The following is a 24,243-nucleotide window of genomic DNA, read 5'->3' on the forward strand; positions in this document are numbered from 1 at the left end:
TTATCGGGAAAAAGCCCCGGTAGTCCTGAAGTTGGGTGCGCGACCCAGTGTGAGAATTAATAAGGGGCCGAGGACAGTACAAGCTACGCTGTAAATCAGCATCGATGAGTAGGAGCCTGTTGCGCTCAGGAATGCTGCAAATAGCAAGGGCGCTAGTGCTGCGGCGACGGTATTCAGCCCTTGATGAACGCCAAACAGGCGCCCGTACTCCTTCATGCCGAAATAACGGGCGACTAGAAATGCGGCGATATCAAACTCGGCACCTGCACCGAAACCCACTAGTACAGCGGCAAATGCCATCAGCCAAAAGTCATTGCTTTCGCCGAGAAACAGTAGGCAGCCAACGGCTGGCATGGATAGGCTGATGGCGGATACCAGCGGCGGCCATACACGGTCCAGCAGATACCCGATAAGTATCCGGCCGGCCGTCAGTGATACGCCAAAGCAGCCAAATATCAGGCCGGCGTTCTCTGCCGAAATACCCTTGTCACGAAGCATGGGAACAGTGCTGGTAACCAATCCGACGATGGCAGATATAACTAGGCTCAACGCGAGATTGCAGATCCAGAACTTTCTAGATGCTAAACCTTCAGCAAATGTCAGGCCCGGCAATTGATTCGTATCCAGACGGCCCGCCTTTTCTTCTGCGCTTACCTTCAAGCCTTGCGGCAGAGAAAACCAAAAAAGCGTTATCGGTAACAGCACCGCCAAGTTCAGCAGGGCGAGAATGACGAAGGCTGCGCGCCAGTCCCATAAGCCAATACCCCAGGACATTAAAGGTGGAACCACAGCAGCAGTGAGGCCGGTACCTGAAAGTCCGATGGCGAGCGCGAGGCCGCGATTCTTGTCGAACCACATGTTCAAGAGCTGGGTCCAGGTGACCGCGAGACAGCCCATGCCCAACAAGGGGAGTAGTGCGAAGGCTAGATAGAGAGTCCAAACAGAGCCGCCGATCTGTGTGGTCGCCAGGTACCCGAAAGCAATGGCTACAAGCGAGATAATGGTAACGCGCTTCATGCCGAAACGGAGGTTGAACCAGCCGACCAATTGCAGCGATATAACCGCGCCGCCGAACAAGAACGTAATAGCCGCTTGCATTGCTCCACGCTCCCAGCCAAAGGCTTCTTGAAGAGGGATGACCAGGGTGCCGAAGCCGTATAGAAGAGACGCATTGATACTGATGGCGATGCCGATTAACGAAAGAATCAAGACTCGCCATCCGCTGCGGAACTCCGCTAGATCAATCGCTGCTTCGCTGTTGGGTGCATGCATGGGACGGCCTTTCATTGTTTTTATGAGTGCTGCTTAAGAAAATTCTGAGTTTCTGTTCTGCATAAAGAATGTGTTGCTGATGTCAGAATATTTGATCTAGTCTGCTGTGTCTATCCGATCATTGTAAGATTTGAACACAAAAACAATAAGTGACTAAAGGAAAACGTTGTATGCGATGGCTCAGTAGCTTTTCCATGGGTGCCAAGCTCCTTTTTGCTCCTGCCCTCATTGTGGTTTTACTCATTGCTGTCTCTGCGATTGCGTACGACGGTGTCGCCCGTCAGCAGGGAGTGCTGCGTGAGGTCGAAGAGGTTCGCTTCCACCAGTACCAGCGCGCACTAGAAATCGCGGCGGCTTCTCAGGCGGCTATGGTGGGTTCCTACGCGGCGGTGGTTCAGTTGATCCAGACCGAAGGCGGCGCGTCGCAGGAGGAAATGCAGTTTTATGTAGAGGATATGCGAGCCAGTGTTCATGACATGAGTACTGGAATCGAGCGTGGCATGGCTGACAGTGCGGCTTTTAGTGAAGAAGAGCAGACGCTTTACCAAACCATGGGAGAGCAGGCCAAGGTCTTTGCGCAAGGAGTCGACGATCTGGCTGAAGCGGCGTTGACGTCACCTTACCAGGCGCCCTCATTGTTGGGTTATGTGCGTGCGGATTATACCCGTCTGCAAGGCCTGCTTTCTCGCATGCTTGTACTCCAGGAAGAGTTGTCTGCGCAGGCTTTTGCTACAGCAAACATGACAGCTGCATCGGTGACCAGGGCGCTTGCGATCGCCGTTGTTATTGCCATTGTCTTGGCTCTGCTGGTTGGGTTGTTGATGCGCTATCAGCTGCTGCGCTCGATCAAAGCCATAGAGCGAGCGGCGGTGAAGCTCAAGGATGGCGATCTGACTCATAGAGTGGAAGTGATAGGACGTGATGAAATCGCACAGACAGCGGTGGCTTTCAATGCGCTGATTACCAGTTTGCAGACGGCTGTAGAGCAGGTTAAGCGTGTTGCCGACTCTGTGAGAGCCTCGGCAGAGGAGTTGGTGGTTACTTCCAACCATGTCGCCGTTGGTGCGAATGAACAGGCCAGTGCCGCCGTTCAAGCATCCTCCACCGTCGAGCAGATGAGCCAGGGCATCGAATCTATTTCCTCCCACGCGGAAGGTTTGCGCAATTCAGCAGCGGATAGTTTGAAAGGTGCGGAAGAGGGGCGGTCCGCACTCAATCGGTTGCTTGATGAGATTCTGCGAGTCAGGCAAGCATTCCATGCGATTACGGCCTCGGTAGGGGACTTTGTCGCCAGCACCACCGCCATTACTGACAGTATCAACCGGGTCAAGGAGCTTTCGGCACAAACGAATTTGCTGGCGCTCAATGCGGCGATAGAGGCGGCGCGTGCAGGGGAGAGCGGTCGTGGATTCAGCGTGGTGGCCGATGAAGTAAGGAATCTAGCCCAGCGCTCTGCGGTCGCGGCCAACTCGATTAATGAGCTGACGGGGGCACTGGAAGGGCAGTCTGCCAGCGTTAGTGTGGTTCTGGGCGAGGGTGCTTCTGCCCTTGATAGCAGTCAGGAGTTACTAGAAGAGCTGGAAAAGGTGCTGCTGGAAGCCACGCGACTGGTGGGTGCCTCGAGCACCGGCGTCAGTGAGATTGCCGCTGCGGTGCAGGTCCAGAATGAGGGTAGCAAGGACATTTCCCTGGGTATTGAGCGTATCGCGAAGATGGCTGAGGAGGGGGACCAGATTTCGCACCAGGTCTCCGCTTCTGTTGCTTCGCTGCGTGTGATCGCAGAAGAACTTGCTCTATCAGTGAGGCACTTCAGAACCTGAAGGCCGAAAAAACCAGTTGTTTGGTCTGGGTAGTGAGTGCGCGGTAAAAGTTGCACATTAATTTCATGGTTCGGCTATTCAACGGGGTTGACTGTATCTATCTGAAAATAAAGGATTAATTTTAATTATTTTGCGAAGGTTAAGCGATATTTTAGGCTTTTTTACTAATGGTAAAACTCAAAAATTTACAAAAGAGAAAAATTTGTTCATTATTTGTCTTCGCTGAGCCTGACAAGAGGAAAAAATATGAGTTCAGATAAGGTTATTTTTCGCGCTGTAGCGGATCGTGGCCGCTGCTGTGGCTATGGTTTGTGTGCTTCCATTTGCCCGGAAGTATACAAATTGGACGGTGATGGGTTGGTTTACTTCGACGACGACAAAGTCCCGCCGGAGTTGGAAGAGGCGGCCCGAGAAGGCGCAGAAGCTTGTCCTGCCGAGGCAATCTGGTTGGAAGAAATCCAGAGCTAACAACCGCTCACCTGAATACCATGGAGTCAAGCATTATGAAACGCTTCGAAGGTAAGGTCGTATTGATCAGCGGTACTGGCGGCGGGCAGGGCCGGGTAGCTGCGCTGAGGTTTGCACGTGAAGGCGCTATCGTCGTCGGTTGTGACACAAACAGTGAGGAGCACGCCAAGACCGCTCAATTGATGGAAGCGGAGGGCTATTCACTGCATGGCAGTGCGCCAATCGATCTGGGCGACCACGAGCAAGTGCGCGGTTGGGTGGAAAGTGCGGTTGCCGCTCACGGCAAGATCGACGTCCTATACAACAACGCTTCGGCAGCGCGTTTCGCTCCAGTGCAGGACATGAGTATAGAAGACTGGCATTTCACCATCCGCAACGAGGTCGACCTTATTTTCTATGCAACCAAGTATGCATGGAACCACTTGGCCAAGCAGAAAGGCGTGATTATCAACGTGTCTTCAACCGCGGCCTGGGGAGGATCTAAAGTGGCGGGTATCTCCGCCCATTCTGCGGCTAAGGGTGCAGTGGTGTCTTTCACTCGTCAGATCGCTGTGGAAGGTGCGCCCTTGGGGATTCGAGCCGTCTGTCTCAGCCCTGGATTTATTGCCACCCCGGGAACGGCGGCTTTCATGGAAAACCCTCAGGCCAGAGCCGCACTGCTTGATGGTGTGCTGATGGATCGCCCTGGTGAGCCGGAAGAGGTTGTCGCAATGGCTCTGTTTATTGCCTCGGAAGAAGCATCCTTCATCACCGGGTCAGATATCGTTATTGACGGTGGTTTGCTGGCAATCTGATCAGTCAATCGCGCTATGCGATAACCATTACGATCGCTGCCGACACAAAACATGAGGTAAAGAGCATGGATATTATTGGCATTGGCTATCTGGGCTTTGAAGCTACGGACTTGGATGCATGGCGTGACTATGGTCCGTCAGTGATGGGGTTCGGGATGAGCAAAAATCCTGATGGCGATCCCGATTCGGTTTATTTCCGTATAGATGACCGGCGTCATCGCTTTGCCTTTCACCCAGGTGATGTGGACCGTCTGGCCTATATCGGCTGGGAAGCGAAAGGTCGTATGGAGTACAAGCAAGCCTTGGCGCGTTTCCGTGAGGAAGGGGTCGATTTTGAAGTTGGCGATCAGGCGCTGTGTGAAATGCGCGGCGTCAAAGAGTTAATTCGATTTTTTGATCCAGTCGGGTTTCAGCACGAATTATTCTATGGACAAAAGTGGACGCCGGACTCCTTTGTGCCTGGTCGGCGACATGGTGGATTCCTCGCCAACCATCGGGGGTTGGGTCATGTCGTGTTAATGGCCCCTGAGTACTCTGATGAGTTGGAGCACTTTCTTATCAATATCATGGGCTTTCATTGGTACGGATCTGGCGCAGGTAAGGGGCGCACGGGCTTTTTCCGCTCCAAACTGAACACTTACACCAGCCATGACATTGCGTATGGTCACGCGCCGGGCCGTATGGGAATACAGCACATTGGTTTATTCGTAAGCAGTATCAGGGATGTAGGTGAAACCTACGATCTCGTCAAAAAGCGTGAGCTGCCAATGATGATGACGCTGGGGCAACATGCGCAAGATCCCCATGTATCTTTCTACCACTTCACGCCCTCAGGTTTTGCTTTTGAGTGCATAGGCGAGATTGAGCCGTGGCACGATGATGGCTTTGAGCTAAATCCTGAGGTGATGAGTGTTTGGGGGCATGAAATTGTAGGCCCGATACTTGGGCCAAGTGTCAAAACACCTGAAGAGGTTCGTGATCCGGCTTTTAGCAAGAAGAAAGGCTAAGCCGCTTGCATCTCGCTCGTATTCAAGACCTGTACGGGCGTACCGGCTGGGCCTCACTCGACCTTGAGACAGGACAGGCTTGGTGGATACTTGGATGTTTTACCGAGTGGGCTGAGAAGCTGACGCGGTGCCAAGCCAGAGCGCCCGCGGTGGATGAGATGCCTGTTCAACCAGGACGCTATACGCTTTTGGCGCCTGCTGAATCAGGAGCTCGCGTTTTTGGCGTAGGCCTGAATTACCGGACGCATCTTGAGCGACTTGGTAGCTCTGAGCCAACTCATCCGCTGTCTTATATCAAACCCGAGTCCGCACTGGTCCCGCATCTGGGTGAAATTCTTTATCCCGCGGTGACACAAGAGCTTGACTACGAAATAGAACTGGTCGCGGTAGTGGGTAGACCGCTTGAGGATGAAGCAAACGCGGTGTCATGTCTATTGGGTTACACCATTGGCAATGATGTGAGTGCGCGAGACGCTGGCAGGGCGCTGGGGAGACTAGATCTTTTTACTCAAAAAGCGCTGGATCAGACAACACCTCTCGGACCCTGGTTAACCTTGAGAGCCGAGGCTGGTGGGGATAGGCAGCCGGAACTGGACATGCAGCTCTCAGTAAATGGTGAAGTCCGGCAGCAGGACAACACAAGAGAGATGATCTTTTCCCTGGCCGAGATTCTGAACTACCTGGATGCCCGTGTGAAGCTGCGTGCGGGAGATGTTGTTTTTACCGGCTCTACCCATGGGGTAGGTCTGGAGTCGGGTATTTTTCTTCAACCGGGAGACCGAATCGAGGCAACGATTCAGGGTATAGGCACGCTAATAAACCAGGTCGGTCCACGCAGGCAATTAGCGGCGTCCAGGCGTCGGGGTCGCTTGGGGTTCCCCTCAGATCGTGGGTGAAAAAAATCGCGTGTTTGTAAATGTCGTGCTGCGTCCTGAGGGGGTGGTTTGATCAATCGGAAGTCTCCCTGGTATCCGCTGACGCTAGCAAGGTTTCGGCCCTTCTGGACTGCAGGGGCGGTAACCAATCTCGCAATCTGGATGCAGACGGTGGGGGCTGCCTGGATCATGGCGGGCTTATCGGATAGCGCCTGGATGGTCTCTCTAGTGCAGACCGCAATTACCTTACCGGTTTTTTTGTGCGGCTTGCCAGGAGGGGTGATTGCAGATCTTGTTGATCGGCGTCGATGGCTCCTTTTTACTCAGTCATTGATGCTATTTGCGGCTTTCAGTCTATTTGCTCTTATGGTGTCAGGGTATTTGACGCCTTGGGCGCTACTTGGTTTGACCTTTCTGCTCGGCATTGGCAGCGCCCTTAATATGCCGGCTTGGATGGCTGCAACTTTAACCCTGATTCCCCGCGATGTGGTTCCCTCTGCGGTCGCCTTGAATGCGGTGTCAACCAATGTGGCCAGGGCGGTAGGGCCTGCGATTGCAGGGCTGTTGATTGCGGCGGTTGGGCAGTCGGCTGTGTTTTTCGTTATTGCCTTGTGTTTCTTCGGTGTTACGCTCTTTTTGCTGCGCTGGCAGGAGCAGCAACCGGTTGTCACCTTGCCTCCGGAGACCTTGTTCGGCGGAATGCGCAGTGGCCTGCGATATATACGCCACTCGCGAGAGTTGACCAGCTCGCTCACCCAGGTATTCGTATTCACCAGTTGTGCTAGTTCGCTTTGGGCTCTCTTGCCGTTAATAGCGAAGGAGCGCCTCTCAATGGCGGCCGATGGATACGGCTTGTTGATGGGCGCGTTGGGTTTGGGCGCTGTTTTGGCTGCGCTCAATTTGCCGCGGCTTTATCGTGACTTTACGCTGCGTAAACTGATAGCTGGCGGGGTGGCGTTTTTTGCGTTAGCTACGGCTGGAGCAGCACTGCTGGAATCGGTTTGGGCGGTATGGCCAGTTTTGGTGGCGGCAGGTATGGCCTGGATGGCAGTGAATGCTACAGCCTCAACGATCGTCCAGACTTGTGCTGCCGATTGGGTGCGCGCGCGGGTGGCCTCCGTTTACCTGTTGATGTATATGGGGGCGATGGCACTTGGCGGCTTCTTGTGGGGTGTTGTCGCGGAGGTTGCCGGCCTGCAGATGAGCCTACTGGTTTCCTCCGTCGCGATGCTAGCAGGGCTGTGGGTAACCCGACGGGGTGTCTTCGTGTTGGGCAGTGAAGCAGACTATCGAGTCATTGCGCAGGCGGACAAGGTGATGGTCGCAACCGCGGTGGCGCATTCGGATGGTCCGGTTTCAGTAGAGACTGTCTACCGTGCGGTCCCTTCGATGCGTGCTGACTTCCTCCGTATCGCCTACGCGGTTGGTAAGTCACGCCGCCGTAACGGTGCCAGAAACTGGCGCCTGTATCGCGACTTGGCTGATCCGGATCGCTATGTGGAGCGTTTCATTGTCGAATCCTGGTTGGACTATCTTCGTCAACGCGAACGAGTGACGCAGGCAGATAGGCAGATTGAGCTCGGGCTGAGCGGTTATATTGATCCGGGAGTGGTGTCGACCCGGCGCTATATCTCCCAGAGTGCGCAGGACACTTCGGATAAGTGACTTGGCTTGATTCTGGGCAAAGTTTTCCAGTTAAAGGCGTATTCAAAAAACATATTCTTGATATAGAATAAATTATTGGGCCGCATAGAGTGCGGCCCATAATTTAGTTAGCTCAGGAAATATGATCAGATGCCAGCAGACGTCGCTCATGGAAATGCCCCGGTAACCGTTAAACCCGTTGTTAATGCCATACGTATATTGCGGCTCTTGAGTCAGGCGGGTAGGCCTGAGCGCGCAGTGGACATTGCGCGGCAGCTGGATATCAACCCAAGCACCTGTTTCAATATTCTGCGCACGCTGGCGGCGGAAGATATGGTTGAGTTCAATGCTATGTCCAAGCGATATTCTGCTGGGCTGGGTTTGGCTAGGCTCGTGGAGCAGTTTGTTACTCAAGGTCAGAAGATTCAGTTGGCCAAGCCGTTGCTTGAAAGCTTTGCTGCCAAGGTCCGCGTAACGGTAACGCTCTGGCGACGTATCGGTAATGATCGCATCGTTATTGTCAGCTCCGCGGCCTGCCCGACGGACGTGCGAATCGATATGAGTGAGGGGCAGCGCCTGCCCATAATGATGGGGGCGAGCGGAAGACTTTTCGCCTCGCAGCTAGATCTGGAGTCCGAGAGCTCGCGGGAAATTTTCGAGAAAATTCGCTGGGGAGCTCCGTTGTCTTACGACGATTACAAAAAGCAGGTCAGCGATGCCTCGCAACGCGGCTGGGCGCTGGATGATGGCTATTTCTCTATAGGTATCCTTGCAGTCGCAGCTCCAGTATTTTCGCCGAGTAATAGTATCGAGTTTACTGTTTCGGCGGTGATGTTCCGTGGGCAGCGTGATGAGGCCGGTATTGCCGAACTTGGCAGCATGTTGGGAGGCCTGTGTAGTGAACTGGAGTCTGTCCTTTTCTAGGCTTTCATGAGTCACTCTTTTACCAGCAGTAGGCTGCCACCGAGCGGGCCACCGCCGGCGGCAGTGACTGCGACCTGATGGTCTGCAATCTGTCGCTCTCCCGCCTTTCCCCATAATTGCAGACAGGCCTCATGCAAGTAGCCGAGCCCGTGGGTACGCCCTCCTGAGAGTTGGCCGCCGTTAGTATTGAGCGGCAGCTGGCCGGTCAGCGAAATCCGTTGCCCCCCCTCGATGAAGTTACCACTTTCTCCTCGTGGGCATAGTCCAAGAGCTTCAAGCCAGATCATGGTCAAAATGGAGAAGCCGTCATAAAGCTGTGCAGACTTCACGTCCTTGGGTTTTAGGTCTGTGCGGCTCCACATCATTTTACTCACATCGAATGCTGCGCCCTCAGTGAGTGATATTTGGTCCCATGACCAAGGCTGGTGCAGCGCGGCACCTATTGCCTCGATACGAATGGGAGGGTTTTTTGTATCCCGGGCAGCGTCCTTGTGAGACAGAATAATTGCAGTGGAAGCGTCACAGTGTACGTCGCAGTCAAACATGCGTAAGGGCGATGAAATCATCCTTGATTGCATGTAGTCGTCCATGCTCATGGGCGAGCGATAAACCGCTTTTGGATTCAGCTGCGCATGCTTGCGACAGGTCAATGCTATCTGTGCAAGCTGCTCCGGCTTAGTTCCGTACTCATGGAAATGGCGCTGGGCATATATCGCCATCAAGTTCACTGCAGATAGGACGTTGAAGGGGGTATACCACTGCCAGGCAAAGCTGCTGTCGCGACCAGCAGTCTTGTTGGTGAGCGCCGAAGCCTGTTTATTTATGAGGCGCGAGGATGACTCGGTGATGGTTCGAAATACCAACACGTGTTTGCAAAGGCCGCTCGTAATGGCCATCGCCCCGTTGATGACGCCGGCAAGTGGTCCGGGCCCTTCGTAGCCGCCACCAAACCAGTTTACTTCCAAGCCTAACGCGTTCTTTAGGGCGATGGGGCCGACGGGTGAGAAGCTGTCGCCATTGTTGTTGTCACCCGGCCAGCAGGCGATACCGTCGATATCGCCCCGCTCAAGGCCTGCATCAGCTATGGCCTGCAGGCAAGCATCCACTGTCAGGCGCATTCCCGACAGTTGGGAAGGGCGCCCCACCTCCGATTGGCCGATCCCGGTGATCGCGACCTCTTTCTCATAGAGTCTGGTCGACATACTTAGTCCTTAATAAAGAGCGGAATCCACACATCATCTTGCTGCTCGAAAACAACTCTCAGCGGCATGCCGATATAAATCTGCTCAACAGGTTCTTCAACGTTGCTGAGAAAACGCAGCCCGGGCTGTTCGGGCAGTTCGACAATCGCTATCGCAAAGGGCGCGGCTAGGTTTGGAGTCCAGGGTTGGTAATTGATCGTAAAACTTACGACTGTCGCCTTCCCGGACACTTCTTTAGGGCGGACTGAAAGGCTTGCGCATTTTGGACAGACAGGCCCGGGAGGGTGAAAGTAGCTGGTGCAGTCTTCGCACCAATGCATAAACAGGCGGTCCTGCTCCCCTCCTTGCCAGAAAGCGCGATTGTCTGCGGTCAGTGCGGGCAGCTTCCTGTGCATCTCGGTTGGTTCCTGAGTAATTACGGCGATGTAGCGAAGCGTATCATTTGTACATATATAAAAAAAGTGTTCTAATTTTCTAGATGGCCGCCAATTAGGCCACCAATAACAATTAATAAGAGGAGAGCTGGAGCATGGCGCACCTATTAAAAGGCCGCTCGGTCGTGGTTACCGGGGGGTTCGGCATCTTGGGCAGGGCTCTTGCAGTCTACCTTCTAGAGCAGGGTGCCCGAGTGGCTGCCTTAGACTTGAGCGCTGTCCCTGTAGATGTCCAGGCGAGTGAAGACTTTCTTCCGCTGGGAGGTGTAGACCTGACCGACCCGGTGTCCGCGGGGGATGCTATGGCCCAGGTGTCGAGTGCGTTTGGCCAAATAGACTCGCTGGTCAACGTCGCTGGTGGTTTTGCTTGGGAACCCTTTGAAACCGGTGCTCTGGAAACCTGGGATCGGATGTATCAGATGAACGTCCGAACGACCGTTACTGCGACGCACGCAGCGCTTCCCCACTTGCTTACATCGGCTGATGGTCGGGTGGTCAGCATCAGTGCGGTCGCTGCCGGTAAGGCAGGTTTGGGGGTTTCAGCATACGCTGCTGCCAAGGCTGGTGTGTCTCGATTCACCGAGTCTCTAGCTGAAGAGTTGAAGGCGCGTAGCGTTACGGTGAACGCGGTTATGCCGAGCATTATTGATACCCCCGCTAATAGAGCTGATATGCCTGATGAGGATTTCTCAAGTTGGGTAGCTCCAAGTTCTCTAGCTGCAGTTATTGGGTTTCTCCTTTCGGATCAAGCGGCAGTCATTACCGGTGCCTGCCTCCCTGTGACCGGCAAGGTCTAGTTTCCAGACAACAATAAAAGGAAAGCTACCATGAGATTGGTTACCTTCGTGAATAGTGAGGGCCTGGAACTGCCAGGTGCATTGCTCGACAGCGATCAGGTGGTACTTGATCTTCAAGCGGCGCATCGTGAATGCAAAGGTGGTGCCTCGCCAGCGTTGCAGAGTGTCTTGAGTTTGGCGGAGTCGGGTGAGGCCGGCCTTGAGTTGGCACGCAGTGTAGTGGCTAAAGCGCCTGCTTCTGCGGTTGTTGCGCGGGATCAAGTACGTCTGCGAGCGCCAATCCAGCCCCCTCCCCAGATGCGCGACTTTTCCTGCTTTGAGCTGCACCTGCAGCAGTGTTTTGCCGCTGCCAGAAAGGGTCGTGCGATGCGGGCAGCTGACCCGGAAGCGGCACTGCGTGAGATGGATACCAGCGCAGATGACTCCGTCCTTAAAACCTTCAACCGTCAACCCATTTACTACAAGTGCAACCGCTTCGCGGTAGCGGGTATGGACGATGAGTTTCAGTGGCCATCGTACAGCAAGCTTTTGGATTTTGAGCTGGAGTTCGGTTGCTACATGGGCAAGCGAGGCAAAGATATAACGCGTGATCAGGCGCGGAGCTTCATCTTCGGTTACACCATTTTTAACGACCTCAGCGCGCGCGACGCCCAGGGTCGCGAGATGGGCGGGATGTTGGGGCCGGCGAAGGGCAAGGATTTCGATACTGCGAATGTGATGGGGCCGTGCCTGGTGACGGCCGATGAGCTTGGTGATCCCTACGATCTGAATATGATTGCCAGGGTGAATGGCGAGGAGTGGGGGCGAGGTAACACGAGAGATATGCGCTGGCAGTTCGAAGATGTAATTGCTCATGTGTCGCAGTCGGAAACCTTGTATCCAGGGGAATTCCTGGGGTCAGGGACTGTGGGTAATGGTTGTGGTTTGGAACAGCTGCGCTATCTCAAGCGAGGGGATGTGGTGGAGCTTGAGGTGGACGGTATTGGTGTATTACGTACACAGGTCGGACAAAAGTGATCACTCAGGGCGTATGGGAGTGGCTGAAACCCCGAGATACATAATTGTCCTTACATTTTATGTACATTTATCAAAAATTTGTTTATATTTTTCCCGACTGCGGCCGGCATCATTTCAAATACCCTGGAGGCGAGCATGCTAACAAAAACAAGCGCAGTGCTTTCTGATGGCACTAAGATATCCGACCTGATTTATCCTGATACGCGTGAAGTTCAGATGCGCGTACTGTCCGATCCAGAGATCTATGAGCTGGAGATGGAGAAGATCTTCGGCAAGACGTGGGTCATGCTGGGCCACGAATCCGAGATTCCTAACTCTGGTGACTTTATCGTTCGAGATATGGGATCCGACTCAGTTATCGTTGCGCGTGACAAGGCTGGTGAGGTTCACGTGACGTTGAACGTTTGCCCCCACCGTGGCATGCGTGTAGCTCTGACCGACTGCGGTAATACCCAAATCCACAAGTGCATTTATCACGGCTGGGCCTTCCGTACCAATGGCGACTTTGTCGGCTCACCAGTAGAGCGTGAGTGCATGCACGGGAAGCTACTTGAGAAGTCTGAACTAGGTCTGAAAAAGGCGCGTTCGGTTCTGTACGGCGGCTTGATATTTGCTACTTGGAACATCGAGGGCCCTTCTTTTGAGGAGTTTCTTGGTGATGCCAAGTGGTATTACGACATGCTCTTCCTGAGAAGCGACAAAGGCATGGAGGTGCTCGGGCCACCGCAACGGTTCATTGTCAATGCAAACTGGAAGACCGCAGGCGAGCAGTCAGCGGCAGATGGTTTTCATACGCTGACATTGCATCGTTGGCTGGGTGAGGTAGGTAACTACTCAAAGAAGGGTGAGGATGAGGGTGAGGGCGCAGACCTGAGCCCGGAAATGATCGGGGTCGAAGTAAGTTCGCCCCATGGTCACGCATTGCGTTGTATTGATCTCGCTCGCAAGATCCGCCGTCTAACGGGTCTAAATCCGGATGAGCTTAGTGTTCAGGAGAAGCTCAAAGCGCTGCCTCCGGCAGGCATGACTCAGGATATGATTGATCAGCTTGCCAACAATTTGTCCGAAGATCAGTTGAAGGTTCTGACCTCTATGCCACCCCAGGTCGGCGGTATGTTCCCTAACATTCTGTTCGGTTTCGTCTACATCCCACAGCCTGATGGTTCTGTAGTGGGATCCATGACGATGCATACCTACATTCCGCGCGGACCAAATAAGCTTGAATTCTGCAACTGGATTTTTGCCGAGAAGGATGCACCGACAGAGCTGCGGGAAAAAATGTTGAAACAGACAATTCAGCTGTTTGGCACTTCCGGCATGGTAGAGCAAGACGACTCTGACACCTGGCCGCACATGACGCTCGCCGCGAAAGGTGCAATGGGCAAGCATATGACGCTGAAGTATCAAGCGATGTTTGAAACAGGCGCCCCGGAAGGCTGGCCAGGGCCGGGCATTGTGAACGAAGGTTTCACCAAAGACGACACCCAGTGGCATTGGTGGTTGTACTGGAACGAATTGATGAACGCGGAATAACCTTCTCCATATCAATAAAAATAGGAGTCTCTTATGCAGCATGCTGAAGAAAAGAGCCTAGATATCAGTCAGGGATCTTACGTGCCCGTTGGTTCAGCTGAGTACAGTGCCGTTGTGACTTTCTTGTATGAGGAGGCCGCACTTCTGGACCAGTTACGCTTGAACGAGTGGGGGGATCGGCTGGCGACTGACCTCGTGTATACCGCGCCACTGCGTCACACTCGACTGGGTGTTGATCACGCACAGAGTTTTGTACGCAGCGTTCAGCATTTTCACGATGACTATCGCTCTGTGATGGGGCGTATCTTGCGCCTGTCCGGCAAGAGCGCATGGGCCGAAGACCCGCCGTCGCGCACTCGACGCCTAGTCACCAACGTCCTGGTTCGTGAAACTGAAAATCCCGACGAGCTGGACGTGACGAGCTATGTGCTGATGACACGCAGTCGCTTTAGTGAGCACCATGTTGACATCATCAGCTTCGAACGAAGAGATGTTCTGCGTAAGCAGGCGGATGGCGGATTCAAGCTCGCAAAACGAGAGGCGATCCTGGACCAATCAGTACTGGGCACAGCAAACCTCGCAGTGTTTTTGTAGTAAGAGTTGGGCTTTGGTTGTGGTCAGCAATCAAATGCCATGCGGGAAAAAGCCTGCCATTTGGCGGGCTTTTTTGTCTAGTTGTTCGATGTTGGTGGGGTTTTCAGTGCTGCACTTCGGCTTGTCGGCCTAATGTTCAGCCTACTCTTGACCGGATTGATGGTTAGTTGGAAGGGTTTAGCTGGCATTATCACCGTTAAGCCAAGCCTGATCTGTTGCGCATAAGAGCTCTTGTTGAGAACCAAAGTCGAGCGTTGAGCCAACCATCCTTCGCGCATGTTTAGCCCTTATCGGTTGCTGCGCGTAACATAAACCGGTTTCTGCTGCGTGTTCATTGGCATCAAGATCGTACTCTCTTCCGCGAGAGATGGTGGTACAGCGACGGAGGATCAGCGCCGCTTCGGCCTCTTCAGTTGACAGCGTTCGAATAGCCCAGCTAGCCATGCCGTGGTTGAGGTCTATTCCGGCATATGGACGGGGGGCGGTTATCTGAGTGCCTTGGGTCTTCCAGGCAAGATAAAGCTCGCCATTGCGCCACAGGCTGGGGCTGGTTGCGCCCAATAATCGTTGGGGAACTGCAATCTCATAGTGGCGCTGCTCTATGTTGGCCGCTGCAGCAGCGATTGCAAGGCCAGCTAAGTCCAGCAAGTGCGTGCATTGAAGTTTGGCGTCAGTTTGCCGGTTCACGCTGTGTGCGATGTCAGATAGTGGCATCCCTAGTAGCCCACGCAGCTGGTTGGCCGCAGATGGGCAAGCGTCGTAGGGGAAGCGAACTGCCCAGCCATTGATATCAGTCAGAATCTCGGAATTATGTCTGATGCTTACCCTGAAGTGATGAAAATCATCCTCAAGAGCGGCCCTGACTTCATGGGCGTTTTGAGCCTGGATTACTATGCGCCGCCTGAAAAGCATATTGATCTCACATTCTAGGTAGCAGGGAAATTGAGTGGAACTCTAGGTTATCGTGTAATAATATGAACATTAACAAAAAAAGTGTTTATTAAAAAGGCTGACGATATGGAACTGCTCAAGAATAAAGTTGCCCTGATCACCGGTTCTGGTGGCGGTATCGGCGAAGGTGTCGCACGTTACTTCGTTAAGCAGGGCGCTAGTGTTGTAGTCTCTGAGCTAAATGAAGGGCTCGGAGAGCGGGTGGCTGAAGACCTGCGCGCGCTTGGCGGTAACGCTGTTTTCGTTAAAACGGACGTGTCCAGCAAGGCCAGCATAGGAAACGCTATCGAAGCTGCGGCCAGGGAGTTTGGCGGCTTGGATGTGTTGGTAAATAATGCGTTTGCTCCCACGCCAAATGTCCTGTTTGAAGAAAAAACAGATGAAATGCTCGAGCAGACCCTGGGTACGACCGTCTGGGCTGCTTGGTGGGCAATGCGCGAAGCAATGCCTCTGATGAAAAAGCGTGGCGGCGGGTCAATTATCAACTTTTATTCAATTGATACTGAAATAGGTGCATGGCTGCATGCGGATTACAATACAGCCAAATCCGCCATTTTGGGCCTGACTCGCAGCGCTGCGTCTGAGTGGGGGCGATTCAACATCCGGGTAAATGCAATAGCTCCTACCGCTATGGGGGCAACCTTTCACAAGTTGGCCGCAGAACGCCCCGGTTTTGCCGAGATGTCAGCCTCGATGCGACCTTTGGGGCGCTGCGGTGAGCCGGAGGATGATATTGGGCCTGTGGTTGCTTTCCTCGCGTCAGAGATGGCCCGGTTCGTTACCGGAGAGGCGCTGCACGTTGATGGTGGCCTGCACTTGCCGGGATATAATTCGCGCCCGGCCAATGTACTGCCGAGAGAATATTAACGCCTAACAGCTTCAGGTTGAACCCGCATGCCTGCCTGGCAGGATGCGGGTTCAACCATCTCTTAACGTTTCTTGACTGTTATGTCGGTGTCTTCCAGATCCCAAGTTGCAGCTGTTTTCCCTTCGTCCCGCAGTTGATATTTGAGTACCCTGCCTTGGGGGTTTTTTGGCAAGTCTGTACGGAACTCGATGTAGCGAGGTAGTGCGTAGTAGGGAACGGAATCCGTAGCCCACTGGAAAAGGTCTTCCTCTTTGAGGGAGGCGTTTTCATGCAGGATTGCAGTTACTTTAACGTCATCCTCTCCTTTGTCTGACAGCACAGCATGTACTGCTACTTCAGCGATGGCAGGGTGCATGGCGAAGGCAGACTCCATTTCAAAACTGGAAATGTTTTCCCCTCTGCGGCGCAGGTAGTCTTTCTTGCGATCAACAAAAAAGAAAAAACCATCCTCGTCGAACTTGCCGATATCGCCAGTGTGATACCACATGTTCTTCATGACTTTCAGCGTTTCTTCGGGACGGCGCCAGTACCCCTGGAACATGATGTCTGGCCGCAGGGGGCGGACTACGATCTCTCCGGCCTGGTTGGCTGGCAGCTCGAAATCATTTTCATCAACAATGCGCACGTCAAAGTCGGGGATGCGCTTGCCGGAGGAGCCTGGTTTTGCGTACTCCCCGGCGGCCAGCGTAGTCACTACGCAGGCTTCGGTCAGGCCGTAGCCGTTACCCCCAACCAGAGGAGTGCCGAAACGAGATCGCCAGATCGATTTGGTTTCCTCCGTGTAGGGATTCCCGCGTGCTGTATGGATTTGTCCAAAACAGCGCTTCATCGCTTCATTGTCTGGAGCCTGGGCGAGCAATCCACCCATGCCGCCAAGAATGGATGCGATGGTGGCGCCGCTGCGCTCCACTTCCGGCCAGAAATTGGAGACCGAAAAGCGCGGAAGAATTGCCGCTCTCGCGCCCACCAGCATCGTGGCTATGATAGTCACGCAGAGCGCATTCATGTGAAATAAGGGCAGGGGCGTGATTGTTACGTCGGTTTCTGAAACAGGGCCTGCACGCAGCTGTAGTCGAGCAAGGTTGCACATGAAGTTATAGCTGATCATGCAGCCCTTTGAAGGCCCTGTGGTCCCTGAAGTATAGATGAGGCAGGCAAGGTCAGAAGCGGCTGGTCTAAACTCAATTGGGCTGTCGTTCTCGCCCCGGTGGTGGTCGAGAGGGGCAACAGGAACGGCGCACTCGCCGCTAGTGTTGAGTGCTCCTCTAACCAGGATTTGCTTAAGTGAAGTAAGCTGACTGCTGATAGCAGACACGCGCTCCAGATAAGCCTGCTCGCAGATGAGTAGAGGAGTGTCAGCATCGGCAATTTGATGTCGCAAAAACTCACCGCGTAGTGCGGTATTAATCGGCACGCTAACAGCACCGAGTTTGTTTACCGCAAGCCAGCAGACGACGGCGTCTACATTGTTATCCAGCATGCTGACGACGGTCTCACCTGGCTTAACACCTAGAGTGGCGAACGAGTGAGCTAGCTTGGTCGAAAGTAAATCAATATCTCTATAAGTGTGCAATTCTCCGCTGAAATCGAGAAATACCCGATCTGGATGGCTTGCTACTGCCCGGTCTAGTGCAGCGATGACAGTGTCTTGATCTCCGACATACCATGTATCAGGATTGCCAGTACCGCTCATGACTCATCTCCTTTCAGTACGGCTCAACGCGCGAGCCTGACGCTATTATTTTTGATAGAGAATTGAATTCTACATTGTATTTTTTGACCTGTCTCTACTGAGAGTTGAACAGAAAGTGCTTAATATGACCATATTTCGTGGTAGTATTGCTCCAATGAATGCTTTAAAGGGAGCTTGAGTGATGTTGGAAGAGTTTGAGGGAGGTAAGCCTGTAGAGGCTAAGGTGAGCGCCGTGAAAGGTAAGGCCGCTATGGGGGGCCGCAACGCACCAGCCGGCTCGAAGGCTCGGGCGGTTAAACCTAATCGACGCTCTGAAGAAACCATCAACGAAATACTTCAGGCTACCGAAGAAGTGGTTTTGAGCTCGGGTGCTGACCGTATTTCCATTTTGGACGTATGCAAAATTGCGGGCGTTTCGCGCGGAACCTTCTATCGCTATTTTTCATCCCAAGAAGATCTTCTGGATACTTTTTCAAGGCACAAGCGAGATAGTTTCCATCAGGTTCTGGTTAGCACCATAAGCGTAGTGGAGGATCCAGAGGCACGTTTGAATGCGCTGATCGCTTTTATCGACGACTATCTTGAGGAGAGTCGTGCTCAGCGTCTGCTGCGCGTTGCGCCCGAATACGCACTGGGCTTCTTTCGGCGTATTTTTCATGACTCCATATTGCGGTTTCAGGACACCTTGGACGTGGTGTTTGATGACTGGGATGCGAAGCTGGGTGTGAAGCTGGATCGAGAACTGATCTGCGAGATGATTATCAGGTACGTTCTAAGTGAAATCCTGGTTCCGGAAACCTCCGGGCGCAGGTTGTTGCCAGCGCGTGTGCGACGCCTTGTGGCGTCGTTGACTATGGGGTCAACCTCAAGAACGCGACGTTAGGGTCGAGTTCATCTATTTCTTGCATGGTGCCGGGACGCTTTGGGTCTTGGCATACCCCCTCAGCCGTTTCCTGTGGGCTCTGTCTGGTCCTTAATTGACCTACCCTGCAGCCAGGCTCCAGTAGTTCCTTCCGCATAAGTTCTTAACGCTATTTTGCGTGTTCGCCTGATCGAGTGTTGCGCTCTGGAAGACCTGTACGCGGAAAAAAATAATTTGAACAGTTTTGCAGTATTTGATCATTTTGTATTATGCTTTAGCTTATGAGCAAATTCTGTATTGAGAATTTAATGGCTCAGCTAACTAAAACAAAATCGAGGTCCAAAACATGCTGATTGATCTTCACGCGCACGCTCCCCATCCTGAGTATTACGACCAGCACCCTCACTGGGGTCCAGCGTTTGAATTACAGCCTGATGGCGACATCAAGCTGCGCGTTGGCGAATGGATTTTGTCGCTCGGCGCTCCTGAGCGTAAGGCTGCCTTGCGCGAGGCTCATGCACGTGGCGAGACGCTTCAGGTGGCTGAGTACATGGCCAAGTGGGCTGATCCGAAGCATCGCTTAGCTGGCATGGATGCCGCTGGTCAGAATGCCCAGGTTCTGTCTGTTCCCAGCCACTGTTACATGTACTGGGCTGAGCCCGAGTTTTGTGTGCCTTTCGCCCAAAAGGTGAATGATTCCTTGGCCAAATACTGCTCTGGTGCGCCTGATCGCTTGATGTTCTGGGCGCATGCGCCTCTGAATGTACCGGTTGAGGCCGCAAAGGAAATTCGCCGAGCGTGTACGGAGCTGGGGGCGAAGGGGTTGGTCGCTGGGGGGTCTAATTTTGGCGGACTGGAGTTTGACTCTCCTGAGATGGATCCGGTGTGGGAAGCATTGTGCGACCTCGATTTGCCCATGTTTGTGCACGGTTACAATCAATCTGTGACTTGGGGCAAAGACGCAAATACAGATCGCTATGAGACCACAGCCATTCTCGGTATGAATTATGACGAGTCCAAGTGCTTCTGGTACATGATCAACGGTGGCGTGTTTGATCGCTTCCCCAACCTGAAGGTTTACATCACCCACGGCGGTGGCTTTGTTCCGTACCAATTGGGTCGCATGGCACAAACCAATCCCAATCTGGATACCTATCACAATAAAAAGCCCTTCCTCTCTTATCTACGCAATTTCTACTTTGATGTGGAGCTCCATGAAGTGCCAATGCGCCAGGCAATGGTTGAGGTTATCGGTGCTGATCGCGTTCTCTATGGCTCCAATTTCGGTGGTAGCGACGCTGTGCGTCACGACCTGACGAGCGACTTGAAGCTGTCGCAAGAGGATATGGATCGTATCCGGTGGAAGAATGCCTGCGAGTTGCTGCATCTCGATCCCGCCAAGATCGGAAAGGTGGGTGCGTAATGAGGCTGGCGCGCTGCGCTCGCCATGGGGGAGCACCTTTCTGGGGGGTGGTTGATCTCGAGCATGGCGAGGTAAGTCCGATCTTGGGGCTGTTCACTGATTGGGCTCCCAGGGTTACCGCAGGGGAGGGTATCAGTGCATTGAAACTGGCACACCGCCCCGTGCCCTTGGCGGATGTCGTACTGCTGCCACCAATCGATCCGGTAAATCGCGTGGTGGTGGCTGGTGCCAACTACACCAAGCATCTGAAGGAGGACTTTGGCTTGGAAGCGCCCTCGCAACCCGTGGCGTTTCTCAAGGCGTACGGGGCGCTTATCGGCGCAAACGATTCAATCCGCTTTCCTCCGCTGACTGATGAGCTCGACCACGAGGTTGAGCTTGTGGCTGTAATTGGTCGAAACGAGGTAGATCCGCAGGACCCGTTGGCAAGTGTTCTGGGTTATACGGTTGGCAATGATGTCAGCGCCCGGGACCTGCAGCGCAGCGGTCCCAAGGGTATCGGGATGGATCTTTTTGCTGCCAAGAGCCAGGACCGTACGACCGGGGTTGGGCCTTGGATAGTAACCCGTGACGAGTTTCCAGCGGGTTCTCCACGTTTGCGTCTGACCTTGTCGGTCAATGGGGAGTTGCGCCAGGACGGACATACTTCAGACATGACTTGGGATGTCGGTGAGCTGGTGGCGTTTGTGGCGGCCAGATCCAGTTTTGCCTGCGGAGATATTCTCTTTACCGGATCTCCGGCCGGGGTAGGTATGGGCACCGGCAAGTTTCTGAAGTCAGGCGACGTCGTTGAAGCGACGGTCGAAGGTATCGGTACGTTACGGAACGTCGTAAGTGAAAAATACAGCTGAAAGGGGCTTTCGCAATGAATGCTGAAAACAAAGGCAAAGTGGTAGTGGTGGGTGCCGGACTGATGGGAACCGGAATTGCCCACGCATTTGCTAGTTCCGGGTTTGAAACGGTCCTGGTTGATACGAACTCAGACTCGTTGAAACGCGCTTACGCCGGTATCGAGAAAATCCTTGGTGATGGTGTCCGTCTGGGGAAGGTGGAAGAGCTGGTTGCGCAGCAGTCAATGGCCCGCTTGAGCACAAACGGTGATTTACGCCAAGCTGCAGCGGGCGCAGCACTGCTGATCGAGACTGTTTCAGAGCAGCTCGCGATTAAGAAAGCAGTAGTGACTGAAGCAGCGGCAATGATGCCGGACGATGCCATCATTGCTAGTAACACTTCAGCATTGAGTGTGACAGAGATTGCAGCAGTGGTTCCTTGTCCAGAACGTTTTATCGGAATGCACTTTTTCAACCCTGTTCACAAGATGAAGTTGGTCGAGCTGGTGCGGGGACTGGCCACCAGTGATGAGACCGTCGCCAGGGCGCGCGATCTATGTGCAGCTATCAATAAAACCGCGATTGTGGTCAATGAGTCTCCTGGCCTTACCACAAGCCGGATGTCTGCTCTGCTTGGCAACGAAGCCATGTACATGCTGCAGGAGGGCACTGCCAGCGCCGAGGATATCGATACCGCATTGCGGATGGGCTTCAATCACCCTATGGGACCGCTTGAACTTGGCGATCTGACAGGTTGGGACACGCGCCTGTCGGTCCTGCGCTACCTGCACTCGACCCTTGGTGAGAAGTTTCGGCCGTGCCCACTCATCATCAAAATGGTAGCCGCTGGCCGTTTGGGCAGGAAGACAGGTCATGGAGTCTACCGATATGAGGATGGCAAGCCAGTCGCCGGTTCGGGCTTGAAGGCGGGCTTCTGATGAATGACAACGATATCGTCATTGTCGAAGCTGTGCGCACGCCGGTGGGTCGCTTTCGCGGCTCGCTCGCGGGCGTGCGTGCTGATCATATGGGGGCATTAGTACTCAACGCTTTGCTCGATCGAACTGGTATTTCGGCGGACCAGGTGAGCGATGTGGTATTTGGCTGTGTGACGCAAATTGGTGAGCAGTCAGCAAACATCGCGCGAACGGCATTATTGAGCGCAGGGTGGCCGTCATCCGTGCCGGGCATGACTATTGATCGCAAATGCGGTTCTGGTGAGGCGGCAGTTCACGTGGCTGTGGGCGCCATTGCATCCGGAGCTGCGCAGATCATGGTTGCCGGCGGGGCTGAAAACATGAGCCGAGTGCCGATGGGCAGCAACCGTGACCTGCACGGCGAAGCCTTTGGCTGGCAAGCCTTGGAGCGCTATGAGCTTACATCGCAAGGTGAGGCTTCTGAGCGCATGGTAGACAAATGGGCGCTGACGCGCGAAGAGCTGGACGCTTTTGCGTTACAGAGCCACAGTCGTGCGGCTGCGGCGGCGGACGCGGGGTACTTCGAGCGGGAGATTGTCCCTGTACCGATTGCAGATTATTGCGAAAAAGACTTTGACGGGGACAGGGGCGTGTTCGGTTACGACGAAACCATCCGTCGCGACACCTCGGCCGAAAAGCTTGCGACGCTGAAGACGAGTTTTCGCCCTGAGAATGGTCGAATCACAGCCGGTAATTCTTCACAGATATCGGATGGTGCTGCGGCCTTGATGCTGATGAAGGCAAGTACCGCTAAATCCTTGGGGCTGAAGCCCAGGGCTAAAATTCGTTCCATCGTTACCGTCGGCGCTGATCCGACACTGATGCTGACCGGACCCATTGCTGCGACCCAATCACTGCTGACAAAAACAGGTCTGACGCTCAGTGATATTGACCTATTTGAAGTTAATGAGGCTTTCGCCTCTGTGCCGCTGGCGTGGCTTCAGGAAATAGGTGCCGCGCCTGACAGGTTGAATGTGAACGGTGGGGCTATCGCGTTGGGGCACCCGCTAGGCGCTAGCGGCGCCCGGATAATGACATCGATGCTGCACGAGCTAGAGCGACGTGGTGCCAGATTCGGTTTGCAAGCAATCTGCTGTGCTGGCGGTCTAGGTACGGCGACATTGCTGGAGCGGTGCGATTGATGTCCCGGATCCAGCCGCTACCTCTGGAACAGCTGCCGGCTTCATTGGCTGATTTGCTGCATAAGGGCGTGAGTTCTGGTGTTCTGAGTTCCACTGTGCCGATTCAAGTATGGGCGAATAGCCCCTCTCACGCGCAAGGCTGGCTGGCTTTGCTTGATCTATTCCACAGTGACAGCAGTCTCCCCGAACGATTGCGGGAGTTGGTGCGGCTTAAAATTGCCGGGATTACCAATTGCCGGGCTTGCCAGGTTGCTCGCAAGAGCGACCAGGTAAGTGAAGAAGAGGTGGCTTGTTTGAGCGCCGATGATGATCGATTTTCTGCCGGCGAGCAGGTTGCAATAAGGTTTGCGCAGTTGTTTGCCTCTGACTATACGGCGATTGATGAAGGTCATTTTGCAGCGCTACGCCAGCACTTTTCTTTAGAGCAGCTCACCGAGCTGAATATGTACTGCGCCTTGATGCTGGCAGGCGGTCGTATGACGTTCGTGCAGCAAGCCTACTGAGGTAATCATATGAACGAACAGCTGCAAGATATCCCCCTCATTACGATTGATGGGAAAGAAGTGTCGCTCAAAGACTATGCGGGCAAGGTCATTCTCATTGTTAACGTTGCATCCAAGTGCGGACTGACTCCCCAGTACAGCAGCCTTGAGAGATTTTATCGGCATCACGCCGAGGAAGGCTTGGTAGTGCTGGGGTTCCCTGCTAATGACTTCAGGGAGCAGGAGCCGGGTACTGATCAGCAGATCGCTGATTTCTGTAAGACCGAATACGAGGTTACTTTTCCACTGTTTTCCAAAATTGCGGTTAGCGGGCCCCACCAGCACCCATTGTACACCGCGTTAGTCAGAGCCAAGCCATCTACTGTGGGTGAGGGAAGCATGCGGCAGCGCCTGCAGGATTATGGTATTGCCGTGAACCTGGAGCCTGAAGTGTTGTGGAACTTCGAGAAATTTTTGATCAGTAGAGAGGGGGAGGTGGTTGGTCGCTTCGCGCCGGATATGGACATCACCGATACTCGCATTCAAGAGGCAATTCGGGCATTGCTTTGAGCTGGTTGTTTTGTTGATCAAAATGTGTAAAACAGTTCAAAAACTAATTTGGGTGTCATAATCT

General features: G+C 53.7%; 24 protein-coding genes. 19 read left to right on the forward strand and 5 right to left on the reverse strand.

Annotation, left to right across the window (positions count from 1 at the left end; genetic code table 11):
* The gene (locus AC13EY_RS16515) at positions 1-1,272 is read right to left on the reverse strand and encodes an MFS transporter (protein ID WP_228247545.1); all 1,272 of its coding nucleotides are present in this window, start codon (positions 1,270-1,272) and stop codon (positions 1-3) included.
* Positions 1,273-1,442: 170 nt separating this feature from the next.
* On the opposite strand from AC13EY_RS16515, the gene AC13EY_RS16520 reads away from it, so the two are divergent.
* The 7 genes from AC13EY_RS16520 (at position 1,443) to AC13EY_RS16550 (ending at position 8,804) form a co-directional block, all read left to right on the forward strand.
* Entirely contained in the window at positions 1,443-3,092 is a 1,650-nt protein-coding gene (locus tag AC13EY_RS16520; protein ID WP_482876315.1) for a methyl-accepting chemotaxis protein, read from the forward strand.
* 246 nt (positions 3,093-3,338) lie between these two features.
* Positions 3,339-3,560, forward strand: coding sequence for a ferredoxin (locus AC13EY_RS16525; RefSeq protein WP_092287646.1), 222 nt, complete (start codon positions 3,339-3,341; stop codon positions 3,558-3,560).
* 35 nt (positions 3,561-3,595) lie between these two features.
* The gene (locus tag AC13EY_RS16530) at positions 3,596-4,354 is read left to right on the forward strand and encodes an SDR family NAD(P)-dependent oxidoreductase (RefSeq protein WP_096006160.1); all 759 of its coding nucleotides are present in this window, start codon (positions 3,596-3,598) and stop codon (positions 4,352-4,354) included.
* Between the two features lie 65 nt (positions 4,355-4,419).
* A complete protein-coding gene (locus tag AC13EY_RS16535) occupies positions 4,420-5,361 on the forward strand; it encodes a VOC family protein (protein ID WP_096006159.1) in 942 nt (313 codons plus the stop codon).
* Between the two features lie 5 nt (positions 5,362-5,366).
* Positions 5,367-6,257, forward strand: a complete 891-nt coding sequence (locus tag AC13EY_RS16540; protein ID WP_228247547.1) for a fumarylacetoacetate hydrolase family protein — start codon at positions 5,367-5,369, stop codon at positions 6,255-6,257.
* A 48-nt stretch (positions 6,258-6,305) separates the two neighbouring features.
* Positions 6,306-7,901, forward strand: coding sequence for an MFS transporter (locus AC13EY_RS16545; protein ID WP_228247548.1), 1,596 nt, complete (start codon positions 6,306-6,308; stop codon positions 7,899-7,901).
* 129 nt (positions 7,902-8,030) lie between these two features.
* Positions 8,031-8,804 (forward strand): IclR family transcriptional regulator, encoded by a 774-nt coding sequence (locus AC13EY_RS16550; protein WP_096006157.1) that lies wholly within the window; start codon positions 8,031-8,033, stop codon positions 8,802-8,804.
* Positions 8,805-8,815: 11 nt separating this feature from the next.
* Here AC13EY_RS16550 and AC13EY_RS16555 read toward each other — a convergent pair whose 3' ends face one another.
* Positions 8,816-10,006: a thiolase family protein gene (locus tag AC13EY_RS16555; protein ID WP_228247549.1), complete on the reverse strand. Its 1,191-nt coding sequence runs from the start codon at positions 10,004-10,006 to the stop codon at positions 8,816-8,818.
* A gap of 2 nt (positions 10,007-10,008) precedes the next feature.
* Complete coding sequence (locus tag AC13EY_RS16560) at positions 10,009-10,401, reverse strand: Zn-ribbon domain-containing OB-fold protein (protein ID WP_096006155.1); 393 nt, start codon at positions 10,399-10,401, stop codon at positions 10,009-10,011.
* A gap of 134 nt (positions 10,402-10,535) precedes the next feature.
* On the opposite strand from AC13EY_RS16560, the gene AC13EY_RS16565 reads away from it, so the two are divergent.
* From AC13EY_RS16565 to AC13EY_RS16580, 4 genes are all read left to right on the forward strand, one after another.
* Positions 10,536-11,237, forward strand: a complete 702-nt coding sequence (locus AC13EY_RS16565) for an SDR family NAD(P)-dependent oxidoreductase (RefSeq protein ID WP_228247550.1) — start codon at positions 10,536-10,538, stop codon at positions 11,235-11,237.
* A 30-nt stretch (positions 11,238-11,267) separates the two neighbouring features.
* Entirely contained in the window at positions 11,268-12,254 is a 987-nt protein-coding gene (locus AC13EY_RS16570) for a fumarylacetoacetate hydrolase family protein (RefSeq protein WP_096006153.1), read from the forward strand.
* A 135-nt stretch (positions 12,255-12,389) separates the two neighbouring features.
* Positions 12,390-13,787, forward strand: a complete 1,398-nt coding sequence (locus AC13EY_RS16575) for an aromatic ring-hydroxylating dioxygenase subunit alpha (protein WP_096006152.1) — start codon at positions 12,390-12,392, stop codon at positions 13,785-13,787.
* A gap of 33 nt (positions 13,788-13,820) precedes the next feature.
* Positions 13,821-14,381 carry an aromatic-ring-hydroxylating dioxygenase subunit beta gene (locus AC13EY_RS16580; RefSeq protein WP_096006151.1) on the forward strand — a complete coding sequence of 187 codons (561 nt, stop codon included), beginning with the start codon at positions 13,821-13,823 and terminating at the stop codon, positions 14,379-14,381.
* 177 nt (positions 14,382-14,558) lie between these two features.
* Here AC13EY_RS16580 and AC13EY_RS16585 read toward each other — a convergent pair whose 3' ends face one another.
* A complete protein-coding gene (locus tag AC13EY_RS16585; RefSeq protein WP_096006150.1) occupies positions 14,559-15,293 on the reverse strand; it encodes a DUF2889 domain-containing protein in 735 nt (244 codons plus the stop codon).
* Between the two features lie 105 nt (positions 15,294-15,398).
* Here AC13EY_RS16585 and AC13EY_RS16590 point away from each other — a divergent pair, with 105 nt between their 5' ends.
* Entirely contained in the window at positions 15,399-16,199 is an 801-nt protein-coding gene (locus tag AC13EY_RS16590) for an SDR family NAD(P)-dependent oxidoreductase (RefSeq protein ID WP_096006149.1), read from the forward strand.
* A 62-nt stretch (positions 16,200-16,261) separates the two neighbouring features.
* Here AC13EY_RS16590 and AC13EY_RS16595 read toward each other — a convergent pair whose 3' ends face one another.
* Positions 16,262-17,893 (reverse strand): ATP-dependent acyl-CoA ligase, encoded by a 1,632-nt coding sequence (locus AC13EY_RS16595; RefSeq protein ID WP_096006148.1) that lies wholly within the window; start codon positions 17,891-17,893, stop codon positions 16,262-16,264.
* Positions 17,894-18,143: 250 nt separating this feature from the next.
* On the opposite strand from AC13EY_RS16595, the gene AC13EY_RS16600 reads away from it, so the two are divergent.
* From AC13EY_RS16600 to AC13EY_RS16630, 7 genes are all read left to right on the forward strand, one after another.
* On the forward strand, positions 18,144-18,776 hold the full coding sequence (locus tag AC13EY_RS16600; protein WP_228247557.1) for a TetR/AcrR family transcriptional regulator: 633 nt from the start codon (positions 18,144-18,146) through the stop codon (positions 18,774-18,776).
* A gap of 325 nt (positions 18,777-19,101) precedes the next feature.
* Positions 19,102-20,178 (forward strand): amidohydrolase family protein, encoded by a 1,077-nt coding sequence (locus tag AC13EY_RS16605; RefSeq protein WP_096006146.1) that lies wholly within the window; start codon positions 19,102-19,104, stop codon positions 20,176-20,178.
* Positions 20,178-21,029 (forward strand): fumarylacetoacetate hydrolase family protein, encoded by an 852-nt coding sequence (locus tag AC13EY_RS16610; RefSeq protein WP_096006145.1) that lies wholly within the window; start codon positions 20,178-20,180, stop codon positions 21,027-21,029. Before AC13EY_RS16605 ends, AC13EY_RS16610 begins: the two co-directional genes overlap by 1 nt.
* A 14-nt stretch (positions 21,030-21,043) precedes the next feature.
* On the forward strand, positions 21,044-21,946 hold the full coding sequence (locus AC13EY_RS16615) for a 3-hydroxyacyl-CoA dehydrogenase (RefSeq protein ID WP_096006144.1): 903 nt from the start codon (positions 21,044-21,046) through the stop codon (positions 21,944-21,946).
* Positions 21,946-23,127 carry a thiolase family protein gene (locus AC13EY_RS16620; protein WP_096006143.1) on the forward strand — a complete coding sequence of 394 codons (1,182 nt, stop codon included), beginning with the start codon at positions 21,946-21,948 and terminating at the stop codon, positions 23,125-23,127. The genes AC13EY_RS16615 and AC13EY_RS16620 overlap by 1 nt, the downstream gene beginning before the upstream one ends.
* Positions 23,127-23,630: a carboxymuconolactone decarboxylase family protein gene (locus AC13EY_RS16625; RefSeq protein ID WP_228247552.1), complete on the forward strand. Its 504-nt coding sequence runs from the start codon at positions 23,127-23,129 to the stop codon at positions 23,628-23,630. Before AC13EY_RS16620 ends, AC13EY_RS16625 begins: the two co-directional genes overlap by 1 nt.
* Before the next feature lie 9 nt (positions 23,631-23,639).
* Positions 23,640-24,179 carry a glutathione peroxidase gene (locus tag AC13EY_RS16630; RefSeq protein ID WP_096006141.1) on the forward strand — a complete coding sequence of 180 codons (540 nt, stop codon included), beginning with the start codon at positions 23,640-23,642 and terminating at the stop codon, positions 24,177-24,179.
* Positions 24,180-24,243: the final 64 nt, after the last annotated feature.

This window comes from Halopseudomonas sp. L-58, from assembly GCF_056859475.1.